A 12,746-nucleotide genomic window follows, 5' to 3' on the forward strand; every position below is an offset into this window, starting at 1 on the left:
ATATAATAAGAATGAAACATTACACATCGATTAACGATATTGACGATATCAATTCTTGGATTGAAGAAATCAAAGAAATCAAAGCAAATCCTTTAAAAAACATAGAATTAGGCAAAAATAAAACCATAGGTTTGCTTTTTTTTAATTCGAGTTTACGTACGCGGTTAAGTACACAGAAAGCAGCTTTAAATTTAGGAATGAATCCGATTGTGATGAATGTTTCTGGTGATGCATGGGGAATTGAATTTGAAGATGGAACCATCATGAATGGCACTACTGCAGAACATATTAAAGAAGCTGCCGCTGTAGTTTCTCAATATTGTGATGTTATTGCAGTGCGAGCTTTCCCAACTTTAACAGACAAAGAAAAAGACGAATCTGAACATGTTATAAAATCTTTTGTGAAATTCGCTTCTGTGCCGATTATAAGTATGGAAAGTGCAACTGAGCATCCTTTACAAGGTTTAACAGATGCTATTACAATTTCTGAAAACAGTACAAAAAAGAGACCAAAAGTTGTTTTAAGTTGGGCGCCACATGTAAAAGCGTTGCCACACGCCGTTGCAAATAGTTTTGTGCAAGCGATGCAAAAAATGGATGTTGAGTTTGTAATTGCAAATCCTGAAGGATATAATTTAAACTCAGAAATCACAAAAAATACAGCTATTTTATACAATCAAGAAGAAGCTTTTAAAGATGCTGATTTTGTGTATACAAAAAACTGGAGTTCTTATGATGAATACGGAAAAGTACTAAACACAGATCCTAATTGGATGATTACCAAAGAGAAAATTGGAACTGCTAAATTTATGCATTGTTTGCCTGTTCGAAGAAATGTGATTGTAGAAGATGCTGTTTTAGATTCTGATGGTTCTTTAGTTATTGAACAAGCAAATAATAGAACTTTTGCAGCTCAATTGGTTTTGAAGAAGATTTTAGAAAACAACTAACGTCATTGCGAAGTGCGAAGCAATCTGTTACTTAATAAAAAGATTGCTTCGTTCCTAGCAATAACAATACAATAAAAATGGAAAAACTATCAATCATAAAAATTGGCGGAAACATTATTGAAGATGAAACTTCTTTACATGATTTTCTAAAATTGTTTTCTAATTTAGAAGGAAAGAAAATTCTTGTTCATGGAGGTGGAAAACGTGCAACTGCAATGGCTTCAAAATTAGGAATTGAGTCGAAAATGGTGAATGGCAGGCGAATTACAGATGCTGAAACTTTAGAGGTAATTACCATGGTTTATGGAGGATTGGTCAACAAAAATATAGTGGCTAAATTGCAAGCTATAAACACAAACGCAATTGGCTTAACAGGTGCAGATATTAACAGCATTAAATCTGATAAAAGACCTGTAAAGGAGGTTGATTTTGGTTTTGTGGGTGATGTAAAGGAAGTTGCTTCAAATTCTATTAATAAACTACTTCAGGCCGATTTTACGCCCGTTTTCTGTGCAATTACACATGATGGAAAAGGACAATTATTAAACACAAATGCCGATACCATTTCAAGTCAAGTTGCAATCGGAATGAGCAAACTCTACGAAACATCCATTTATTACTGTTTTGAACTAAATGGAGTTTTACAAGATTTTAGTGATACGAATTCAGTGATAAAATTAATCAATTCTAAAAAGTATCTAGAATTATTGAATGACGGCATTATTGCTAACGGAATGTTGCCAAAGTTAGAAAATTGTTTTGATGCTTTAAAAAATGGAGTTCATCAAGTAAAAATGGGTAACACTTCGATGTTGACAAAAGAAAACGATAATTTTACAACTATAACTTTATAATATGACAATCGAAAAATTATCAGAAAACGCAATTTCTCTTTTAAAAAATTTGATTGAAACACAATCATTTTCTCAAGAAGAAGAAAACACTGCCAAACTTATTGAAGGATGGTTTTTGGAAAATGAAATTCCGTTTAAAAGGACAAAAAATAATATTTGGGCAACCAACAAGTATTTTGATGATAGCAAACCAACATTATTGTTAAACTCACATCACGATACCGTAAAACCAAATTCTGCGTATACAAAAGACCCTTTTAAAGCGATTGTAGAAGAAGGAAAATTATATGGCTTAGGAAGCAATGATGCTGGTGGATGTTTAGTTTCTTTAATTGCCACTTTTACAAACTTTTACACGCAAAAAAATCTAAAATATAATTTAGTTATTGTTGCATCCGCAGAAGAAGAAAATAGCGGTAAAAATGGATTAAATAGTATGTTACCAATTATTCCGCGTATTGATGTTGCCATTGTTGGCGAGCCCACTTTAATGAATTTAGCGGTTGCAGAAAAAGGTTTGGTTGTTTTTGATGCAGTTGTAGCAGGCACTCCTAGCCATGCTGCGCATCCAAATACTAACAATTCAATTTATAATACGATTGAAGTTTTACAATGGTTTAAAGATTTTAAATTCGATAAAACTTCGGATGCTTTAGGTGATGTAAAAATGACGGTAACTCAAATTTCTGCTGGCTCTCAACACAATGTGGTGCCTGCTCATGTAGATTTGGTGGTTGATGTTCGTGTAAATGATGCCTATTCTAATCAGGAAATTGCAGACATTTTGAAAGAAAAATCACCTTGTACAAAAATAACTCCCAGAAGTTTACGATTAAACTCCTCTGCTATTCCTGTAGATCACGACTTAGTAAAAGCAGGAATTGCAATGGGCAGAGAAACCTATGGTTCGCCAACATTATCTGATCAAGCAGTTTTAACGTGCAAATCTTTAAAATTAGGTCCTGGAGACAGCACTCGTTCTCATTCTGCCGATGAATTTATCTATCTTGCAGAAATTGAAGAGGGAATTATTATATACGTAGAATTGTTGAATCGTGTAATTGTTTAAAAAGTAACAAAACGTCATAACGAGGAAGATATGATGAAGTTATCTCACTTTAAAAAAGAAAGATTGCTTCATTCTTCGCAATGACAAAAAAATATAGAAATTATGAAGTTGTGGGATAAAGGATTTTCAATAGATAAACAAATAGAAAAATTTACTGTTGGTAATGACAGAAAAATTGATATGCATATTGCAAAATATGATGTACAAGCTTCTTTAGCACATGCTATAATGCTGGGATCTATTGGCATTATTACTGCGGATGAATTGAAAGATTTAAAAAGAGGTTTGCAAGAATTAGCTGCTGATATTGAAAATAAAACCTTCATTATCGAAGCATCATTTGAAGATGTACATTCTAAAATTGAATGGGAGTTAACGAATAAATTAGGTGAAGTTGGTAAGAAAATTCATACGGCTCGTTCTAGAAATGATCAAGTTTTAGTTGCTCTTCAGCTTTATTACAAGGAAAATTTATCAGTAATAACTGATAAAACGAAAACACTTTTTGACACACTTTTAGGTTTAGCTGAAACTCACAAAGAAGCATTATTACCCGGTTATACGCATTTACAAGTTGCGATGCCTTCATCATTTGGATTGTGGTTTTCTGCCTATGCAGAGTTGTTAATTGATGATGTTTATATGTTAAATGCAGTTTCTAAAGTTGTAGATCAGAATCCTTTAGGATCTGCGGCCGGTTATGGAAGCTCGTTTCCTATCGATAGAGAATTAACGACTAAAGAACTAAATTTTAATACCTTAAAATACAATGTGGTTGCAGCACAATTAAGCAGAGGAAAAAGTGAACGCTCTATTGCTTCTGCTTTAGGCGGATTGTGTAATACGATGTCTCGTTTTGCGATGGATGTTTGTTTATATATGAGTCAGAATTTTAATTTCATTTCTTTTCCTGACGAATTAACAACAGGAAGTAGTATTATGCCACACAAGAAAAATCCGGATGTTTTTGAATTAATTCGTGGAAAATGTAATAAAATTCAGGCTTTACACACAGAAATGGTACTGATTACGAATAATTTACCAACGGGTTATCACAGAGATTTTCAATTATTAAAAGAAAATATTATCAATGCTTTTGAAGACGTAAAAGATATTTTAGACATCTTTAATTATTCAATTCAGCAAGTAATTGTAAAAGATATCGATTTGAATGATGAAAAATATCAGTATTTATTTACGGTTGACAGCATCAATAATTTAGTAATTGAAGGCATGAGCTTTAGAGAAGCCTATCAGAAAGTTGGGGGTCAAGTACAAACAGGAACTTACAAACCAGATGTAGGAAAACAACATACCCATGTGGGAAGTATTCATAATTTATCTTTGGATAAGATTCGTGAGAAATATCCTAAAAACTAATTATTGTTCTCTATAATTAGGTTTAATATTTTACTTACATAAAATTAAAAAGCCTCACTTACATTTTGTAAACAAGGTTTTTAACTTTTAATAATCAGCAATAATTTATTTTCTAGAAATAAAAATTGATACCAATACTTGTACTAAAGACATCACTAGTACTCACTTCTTTTGACGTAATTACATACCACAAATAAGTTTCTACAGTGCCTACTTCAAAATAAAAATCAGCTCCTTTTATCATTTTTGAATCCTTAAAATCTTTATGAACCATAGCGCCACCAAAAAATGTAAAGTGAAAAGCATTTGGAACATAATATCCTTCAGGATAAATACTAGGAAGCGTGGTAAATGAATTTGTACCTATTTCATAAGTTGTTGCAAAACCTGCAATTGGAGAAATTGTGAAGTTCTTACCAAGTTCTTTTCTAAAAACAGGAAATGTATTCTTGATGGTAATTAAATGTATTTCATCTGATTTTGATACTGATTCTGGTACAAAACCATATAACAACTCAGTATACAAAACTTTATTAAATAACTGATAACCTGCACCAACAGCAACAAGACCAATATTTCCTGCAAATTGAACTTTTACATAATCTGGCACATACCAAGATTTGTCTTTTACTAAATTAGGTTCCTGTGCGTATAATTTGATGAAAAATAATAGTATTACGGATACTGAAAATATTTTTTTAATTTTCATTTCAATTTATAATTCTATGATTTCAATATTAAAAGTATCATCCTTGACATTTATGACACCATATGTAGGATTTTTAAGGGCAGGTACGATTAAATAACTTACTTCTCCTTCTTCGTAAAAATAACTGTGAGTATGCCCGTGTACAGAAAGTGAAACATTGTTTTCAATCATTATTGACCTATATGTTTCTTTCATCTTAGCAGATAGATTATTGCTAACAACAATAGGAATATGTGCAAATGCAAATACTTGGTTAAACGTTACTCCGTCACTTAATTCTGATGATAACCAATCAAAATCTGGATCTTTATTGCTTTCCCAAATTATATCATCAAAAAGAACAAACTTGTTGTTATTAAACTCAAAGGAGTAATTATAATCGCCAAACATTTCTTTGTAAATAATACTTCCATTTGAATTATAATCATGATTTCCGATAACTGTTAAATACGGCTTGTTAAGGTTTAGCATTATATCATAAAAAATCTCATATTCCTTTAAAAGCGCTTGATCTGCAATGTCACCGCCAAAGATTACAAATAAAATATCATCTCTTTTATTAATATCATCAACTACGGTTCTAAGATTATCATAAAAATAATGCGTATCTGTAATAAAAGCGAATTTAAAATCTTGAGATTCTATTTTAATTTTCTCTAGTAATTTTAAATTTTTAGCTGTCGTATTTTTTTGTTCTGTTTTTACATTTGCTTCATAAACGCTATATTCAAAAAAATTGTCGCAGTTCGTGAACGTTATTGTAATAGCAAATAATGTTATGATTTTTAAAAAATTCATTTATTTTTAATGCTGTTTTTTAATTCGAAGTAAAACTATCTATGTTATAGACGACAAAAAAAAGAAAACCTTACGGTTATAAAAAAGGATTATTAATTTGAATAATGAAAAACATAAATCTATATGTAGAGTTGCTAACATTAAGAAGTTGGTAATTGAAGGAATATCTTACAGAAAACACTATCAAAACAATAGTAATCAATTTATAAAAAAAATTACAAACCAGATTTAGGAAAACAGCATACACATCTTGGTAGTATTCATAATTTATCTTTGGATAAGATTCGTGAGAAATATCCTAAATAATAATTAGAAAATCCTTTTAAATATAGCTCGAATAAAATTTTTAGGAGGCATTTTTAAAATAACCTGTAAATCCTCAAATAATGAAGTTTCTTCATCTAAGAATTTTAGTATTCTTTTAGAAGGAGTTCTTTTAAATAAATCAGAGAAAAGAACAGCACCTACATGATTTTTTTCTTGTAAAATATCTAGTAAAAGCAAGTCGTAAAACCAAAATTTATTAATTTTATGAAAACACTCTAAAGATTTATTTTGTTTTAAATATACAACAAGTTTAGCTGTTTTTTTAGTAGTATTTTTAAAAGTAAATCCTGTACTTGCCTTAGACCAACCGCCAGCTGTACCTATATTAATAATATTTTCTGAATTTTGTTCCCAAAATTTATAACATGTCATTGGTATTGAACCCTGTTCTTTGTCTACAATTTCATAGTCGGTAATATTTTTACTTTCTAAATATTCTTCTATTGCTAGTTTATATTCATCGTACTTCAATAAATCTTCCGAAAATAAGGTATATTCAAATAAAGCTTCATTTTTTTTGTATGGTAAAATATACATAAAACGGGTATTTCCATTTTGAGCTACTGTAAAATCCATAAAGGTTGCAGCGCTATCGTCGAAAATATCTTCTTTAGTTTTGATGAAAAAACCTACAAAATGTTGTTGTAAAACAGGATATTTAGTTTGTTTTCTATATTCATTATTAAAAAGAATACTATTAATAAGTTTCTTTGTTTTAAAGACTTGATTACTTGTTATTACTTCTGCCTCGCCTTTAAGTTGACGAATACTGGTAACATTTTTAGACTGAAAAGTAACGTTTGTTTTCTGTTCTAAATGATTCCAGATTTTAAGGTAAAAATCTTTACTTTGGATCATTTTATATTGATAAGGAGTAATAGCCTGTTCGGTTTTATAAACATCACTTTTAAAAATAATCGTATCCCAAGAAATAGTTACAACATCATTCCATTCATCATTTTTATCCTCCCAATAACACCAAGTTCTGTCGTTTAAGGTTTTCTTTTCTTTATCTAATATCAATATCGTCTTATCATCAAAAAAAGTATCCTTTGACATTCTATAAGCCATCATTAAACCAGATGCACCTCCACCAACAATTATGTAGTCGTAATAGTTCATTATAGTTGTAATGAAGTAAATTTAATAAAAATAAAATACCTATTTAATTTAATTCAAATAGGTCTTGTTTTTAGAATAATTAAAAAGTTATAATTTAGGTTTTTGAAAGTATTTAAAAGGTACTAATAACATTCCAAAACATTGGCTATCTTCTTTGCCCATGTTTTTGTGATGAATTTTATGTGCCTTTCTAAGTCCTCTTAAATAATTGTTATTCGTATTTTTAAACCATTTAAAACGTTGGTGAATTAATACATCATGCACTAAAAAATAAGCAACTCCATAACATAAAATTCCAAAACCTATGTGTAATAAATAATTATATTCTGTATTTGATCCAAAATAAATTAAAAGCATACTTGGTATTGCAAAAACAACAAAGAAAGCATCATTTTTTTCAAAACCTTGGTATTTTGGCTGATGATGATCTTCATGTAAATACCACCCAAAACCATGCATTATATATTTATGCGTAAACCAAGACACTCCTTCCATCAGTAAAAAAACGCCAAGAGTAATAAATAAAAACATTATTTTATAATATTTAATTTATATTTTACGTAACTTCTAGCCAATAAATTTAATTTCATTGGGTCTGAAATTCGAATTCTAGTATCCATAATTTTTTCTGATGGCACAGATTTCAATTTCTTTAATAACCTTCTGTAATATCTGTATGCCATATAGACTCCAAATTTTGCTTCAACAGGCAATTTAAGAATTCCGTTTTTATATGCAAAATCAAAATCTGATTCAATTTCATCAATAATCATCTGTTTTGAAGCAGCATCCAATTCCCCTAAATTTATATTCGGAAAATAAGAACGATTTAAAACTTCATAATCATCTTTTAAATCTCTTAGAAAGTTTACTTTCTGAAAAGCAGAACCCAAGCGCATCGCAGCATCTTTTAATTCTTCATACTTTACATCATCACCATCAACAAAAACTTTTAAACACATTAAACCAACAACATCGGCAGAACCGTAAATATATTCGTCATACTCTGCTTTCGTCTCATATTCAGTTTTGTACAAGTCGGCTTTCATACTTTTTAAAAAAGCTTGCACCATTGTATCGGGTATATTGTATCTACTAACCGTTTGCTGAAATGAGTTTAAAATAGGATTTAAACTAATACCTAGCTCTTTTGAAAGATAATAATCCCTTTCAAAATGTTCCATTAATTGCTTTTTATCGTATTCATGAAAAGTATCTACAATTTCATCTGCAAAACGAACGAAACCATAAATATTATAGATGTCTTGTCTAATTTTTGTAGACAACATATTTACCGCTAAAGAGAATGATGTACTATAGCTTTTTGTAACTAGTTTACTAAAATCATTAGAGACTCTATCAAATAATTCCTTCATACTAATTCTGATTTTTAATAATTAATTCTGATGCAATTTTACCTGAAATCAATGCAGGTGGAACTCCTGGACCAGGAACTGTTAATTGACCAGTAAAAAACAAATTTTTCACTTTACTACTCTTTATTTTAGGCCTTAAAAAGGCCGTTTGTAAAAGTGTATTTGCCATTCCGTAAGCGTTTCCTTTATAAGAATTATATTCTTCTTTAAAATCATTAACACAAAACGATCTGTTAAACAAAACATGTTCTTTAACCTTTTGATTTGTTAATTTTTCAAATCTATCTATAATTTTATGAAAATACTCTTCTCTTAGCGCTTCAGTATCTTCAATTCCTGGAGCTAACGGAATTAAGAAAAAGCCTGCTTCTTTTCCTTCCGGAGCAGAAGTTTTATCTGTTATGGACGTAAAGTTAGCATAAAAAAGTGGATCTGTTGGCCATTGTGGATTGTCATAAATTTCTTTGGCATGTAAGTCAAAATCAGTATCAAAAAATAACGTATGGTGACATACATTTTCTATCTTTTTATCAAAACCTACATAAAATAACAACGAAGAGGGCGCAAAAGTCTTTTTGTCCCAATAATTTTCTGAATATTGTCTTAAATTTTGAGCTAATAAAGTTTCTGTATGATGATAATCTGCACCACTTAAAACTAAACTTGTTTCAATATTTTCTCCATTTACTTGCAGCCCAATAACATTATCAGCATCATCGGTATTAATTTTCTCAACATTAGCGTTCAGTAAAAAGTTTACACCTAAACTTTCTGCTAATGAAACCATACCTTCAACAACTTTATACATTCCTCCTCTTGGATGCCAAGTGCCAAGACCAAAATCTGCATAATTCATAAAATTATAGAATGCTGGGGTATTGCTAGGTTTTGCACCCAGAAATAATACAGGAAATTCTAAAATTTTAATTAATTTCGGACTCGTTATATTTTTTCTAACTTGTTTTCTTATTGTTGAAAAAAATTGAGTAACTCTAGCTACAGTGGTTGTAGTTACTAATTCTAATGGCGATACACCAGGTTTATAAACTAAATCCTTTATAGCCGTATCATAATTTGATTTAGCTGAATCCAGAAATGTTTTTAGATGTTTTGCACTTCCTTTTTCTTCTTCCTCAAACATTTTATAAATGTTCTCTAAATTATCAGAAATTTTTAAGGAAGAACTCTCACCAAAATATACTTCGTAACCAGGACTTAATTTATCCAAAGTATAATAATCTGACGGTTTTTTGCCAAAGTCTGCAAAAAAGCGTTCAAAAACATCTGGCATCCAATACCAAGAAGGACCTAAATCAAAAGTGAAACCATCCTTTTTAAACTGTCTTGCTCTGCCTCCTAAAGTATCGTTCTTCTCTAAAACAGTTACGTTATAACCTTGCTTAGCTAAATAACAAGAAGCAGATAAAGCTGAGAAACCAGAACCAATTATATGAATATTTTTCTTCATTTTTTATTTTGTCTAACAAATATAGATATTAATTGAACAGCTATATGCGAAAGAGTACAAATTTATATGACTTTTAACAAATCACGAATAGAATCATACAATTGAATATTAGCATTTAATTTAAGATGCCTAACTTTATCAACCTTTCTTCCTGTTGCAATAAATTGATTTTTAGTATTGGTCATAATTGTATTAATCTCTGTAAAATAAGCTTCAATTTTATCGTCATAAGGCTGAATAGTTAACGCCGCGATAAAACAAATTTCTCTTTCACTCTTTAAAAAATAATTTAAATTATTTAAAGGTAAACTTTGTCCCAAATAAACGGTGTGAAAACCCCTTAAAACTAATTCATAATTCAAGTATAATAGCCCTAATTCATGAATTTCATTTTCAGGTAAAAACAACACATACGTTTTATTTGTATCAATAATATTATATTGTAATTTTTCTGTATTTATTTGTATTTTTTGTGCAATTAAATTTGAAATAAAATGCTCATGTGCAACCAATAAGGTCTCTGTATGCCACAATAAACCAATATGTTCCAAAAAAGGAATAAAAACATCTTTAAAGATTTCCCTAAACGTTTTTTTATGCAATAAAGTATGATAAGAGTTATTAAAAAGAATTTTATCAAATTGAAACATAGATAACTTAAAAGTATTTATGGCTTCATCACTCGTGGCTGTCTCAAATGCTAATTCTCTAGATTTCAAAGTAATGTCTTCTTCGGACATTTCTGCAATTTTAGAAATCTTAAAGCTATTGTTATTTAATAAAACAATATTTAAAAGTTTCGTTAAATCTACAGGAGTATAATACCTTATGTTGGTTTCAGTTCTTTTAGGTTCTAATAAATTATAGCGTTTTTCCCATATTCTTATCGTATGTGCTTTAATTCCTGAAATATTCTCAAGGTCCTTTATTGTAAAATCTTGTTTAATATTGTTCAATTTTATTCTTTTAATGTCCAACAAATTTAATGAATTAAATTAACTACAAAAATATTTTTTGAAAAATGTAACATTTTATACTTTTACACTACTAATAATTTAAACTATAGAATTTAGAGTGCAAAAAGACTTAGAAACTAAATTTTATCAGACTTTGAAAAAAATCAAAATATAGCGCATAAAATTTGTAGAGTTTATACGACGAATAACCACGCTCACAAAGATTTATTTCAAGAGATTACCATTCAGCTTTGGAAAAATTATTCAAAGTTTCGAGGTGATTCAAAATTTAGTACTTGGATGTATAGAGTTGCGTTAAATACTGCAATTTCTTTATATAGAAAATCTACCAGAACTTTAAAAACAGAAGATTTTAGTGACTTTGCGTACAGAATTAAAGCAACAGATTACGATGACACGGAAGAAAGGCAATTGGCAGCTTTATATAAAGCAATTCATCATTTGAATGACATTGAAAAAGCGTTGATTTTTTTATACTTAGAAGACAAACCTTACAAAGAAATTGCTGATACTTTAGGTATATCATCAGTAAATGCAAGAGTAAAAATGAACAGAGCAAAAGAAAAGTTGAAAAATATTTTAAACCCATAAATATGGATTTATTAGACAAATATAAAAAAGCATGGATTAATCAACCAGAAGAAACTGACACGTTTTCGGCTTTAGAAATATATAAATTAGCACACTCAAAATCGTCATCCGTAGTAAAATGGATTTTTATTATTGCGCTTTTAGAGTTTGTACTTTGGTCTTCTTTAAATCTATTTATGCCCGAAGATTTTTATAAAATATACAGCGATTTAAATTTGATGAACTTTATCAATATTTTTACGATTTTTCATTATTTCATAATTGTAGCTTTTCTTTTTTTATTTTACAAGAATTACAAAAGAATTTCTCTCATTGATAATACAAAAAGATTGATAAAAAGTATTTTAGAAATTAGAAAAACTGTAAAATATTATGTTATTTATAATTTAGCAATGGTCTTTTTAATAAGCATTATTGTGAATATCACAATGTTTTCTAATTCTGATAAATTACTAAAAAATATGAATCCTACGAATTTGACGATGGATATTAGCCAAGTTCTAACCATAACTATTATAACCCAGATTATCGTATTATTAGTTGTTTTAGTATTTCTTTGGTTATTTTACAAATTATTATATGGGATATTACTTAGAAAGTTAAATACAAATTATAAAGAATTAATTAAATTAGACGACTTAAATTAAGTGTTTTATGAGAAATTTTTTACTTCTTTTATTTTTTGGGTGCTCTCTTACAATCACTTCTAAACAAAAATCTAACTTTTGGAATAACGTTCGTTTTGGAGGTGCTTTCACCTTAGGTTTTGGCACACAAACCACTATTGAAATTACTCCAAGTGCTATTTATGAATTTCAAAATGGCTTTTCTTTAGGAACAGGATTGACCTATATTTAGATTGAAATTGGCGATTTCACCACCAATGTTTATGGCGGTAGTATTATTTCTTTATATCAAATCCCTAATATAGGAATCCAACTTTCTGGAGAATATAAATACTCTTTTGTCAAACAAACAGATCGTTTTCGAAGGATTAACACAAATTTTCCTGCATTGTGTAGGCAGGTACTGCTTAAAATAGCGGACAATTTCCTTTTGGTATAAGACACGATGTTTTGTATGATAAAAATAAAAGTGTGTATAGATTGGCTTTTTCGCCAATAG

13 protein-coding genes and 1 pseudogene are annotated in these 12,746 nt (G+C 29.3%); 7 read left to right on the top strand and 7 right to left on the bottom strand.

All coding sequences use genetic code 11. The annotated features are described in order from the left end of the window. Positions 1-11 precede the first annotated feature (11 nt). From BST83_RS07965 to argH, 4 genes are all read left to right on the top strand, one after another. A complete protein-coding gene (locus BST83_RS07965; protein WP_104809321.1) occupies positions 12-950 on the top strand; it encodes an N-acetylornithine carbamoyltransferase in 939 nt (312 codons plus the stop codon). 77 nt (positions 951-1,027) lie between these two features. Next, positions 1,028-1,804, top strand: a complete 777-nt coding sequence (gene argB, locus BST83_RS07970) for an acetylglutamate kinase (protein ID WP_104809322.1) — start codon at positions 1,028-1,030, stop codon at positions 1,802-1,804. A 1-nt stretch (position 1,805) separates the two neighbouring features. Beyond that, positions 1,806-2,873: a M20 family metallo-hydrolase gene (locus BST83_RS07975; RefSeq protein WP_104809323.1), complete on the top strand. Its 1,068-nt coding sequence runs from the start codon at positions 1,806-1,808 to the stop codon at positions 2,871-2,873. A 102-nt stretch (positions 2,874-2,975) separates the two neighbouring features. Then, a complete protein-coding gene (gene argH / locus BST83_RS07980; RefSeq protein WP_104809324.1) occupies positions 2,976-4,253 on the top strand; it encodes an argininosuccinate lyase in 1,278 nt (425 codons plus the stop codon). A gap of 112 nt (positions 4,254-4,365) precedes the next feature. On the opposite strand, the gene BST83_RS07985 is transcribed toward argH, so the two are convergent. From BST83_RS07985 to BST83_RS08015, 7 genes are all read right to left on the bottom strand, one after another. Next, on the bottom strand, positions 4,366-4,962 hold the full coding sequence (locus tag BST83_RS07985; RefSeq protein WP_104809325.1) for a hypothetical protein: 597 nt from the start codon (positions 4,960-4,962) through the stop codon (positions 4,366-4,368). Between the two features lie 6 nt (positions 4,963-4,968). Continuing rightward, a complete protein-coding gene (locus BST83_RS07990) occupies positions 4,969-5,760 on the bottom strand; it encodes a metallophosphoesterase family protein (protein WP_104809326.1) in 792 nt (263 codons plus the stop codon). Between the two features lie 309 nt (positions 5,761-6,069). Further along, positions 6,070-7,209: a lycopene cyclase family protein gene (locus BST83_RS07995; RefSeq protein WP_170062760.1), complete on the bottom strand. Its 1,140-nt coding sequence runs from the start codon at positions 7,207-7,209 to the stop codon at positions 6,070-6,072. A gap of 87 nt (positions 7,210-7,296) precedes the next feature. Further along, positions 7,297-7,740: a sterol desaturase family protein gene (locus tag BST83_RS08000; RefSeq protein WP_104809328.1), complete on the bottom strand. Its 444-nt coding sequence runs from the start codon at positions 7,738-7,740 to the stop codon at positions 7,297-7,299. Then, on the bottom strand, positions 7,740-8,585 hold the full coding sequence (locus BST83_RS08005) for a phytoene/squalene synthase family protein (RefSeq protein ID WP_104809329.1): 846 nt from the start codon (positions 8,583-8,585) through the stop codon (positions 7,740-7,742). Before BST83_RS08005 ends, BST83_RS08000 begins: the two co-directional genes overlap by 1 nt. A 1-nt stretch (position 8,586) precedes the next feature. After that, complete coding sequence (gene crtID / locus BST83_RS08010; protein WP_104809330.1) at positions 8,587-10,053, bottom strand: bifunctional phytoene desaturase/3,4-desaturase; 1,467 nt, start codon at positions 10,051-10,053, stop codon at positions 8,587-8,589. Positions 10,054-10,115: 62 nt separating this feature from the next. Continuing rightward, positions 10,116-11,009, bottom strand: a complete 894-nt coding sequence (locus tag BST83_RS08015) for a MerR family transcriptional regulator (RefSeq protein WP_240614702.1) — start codon at positions 11,007-11,009, stop codon at positions 10,116-10,118. A 118-nt stretch (positions 11,010-11,127) separates the two neighbouring features. Between BST83_RS08015 and BST83_RS08020 the strand changes: the two are divergent. The 3 genes and pseudogenes from BST83_RS08020 to BST83_RS08030 all read left to right on the top strand — a co-directional run bounded on the left by BST83_RS08020 (position 11,128) and on the right by BST83_RS08030 (position 12,479). Continuing rightward, positions 11,128-11,621, top strand: a pseudogene (locus tag BST83_RS08020) (RNA polymerase sigma factor). Between the two features lie 2 nt (positions 11,622-11,623). Next, the gene (locus BST83_RS08025) at positions 11,624-12,268 is read left to right on the top strand and encodes a DUF8845 family protein (RefSeq protein ID WP_104809333.1); all 645 of its coding nucleotides are present in this window, start codon (positions 11,624-11,626) and stop codon (positions 12,266-12,268) included. Between the two features lie 7 nt (positions 12,269-12,275). Beyond that, positions 12,276-12,479: a hypothetical protein gene (locus BST83_RS08030; RefSeq protein WP_104809334.1), complete on the top strand. Its 204-nt coding sequence runs from the start codon at positions 12,276-12,278 to the stop codon at positions 12,477-12,479. The last annotated feature ends 267 nt before the right edge of the window (positions 12,480-12,746 follow it).

The organism is Polaribacter filamentus, from assembly GCF_002943715.1.
Classification (GTDB): domain Bacteria; phylum Bacteroidota; class Bacteroidia; order Flavobacteriales; family Flavobacteriaceae; genus Polaribacter; species Polaribacter filamentus.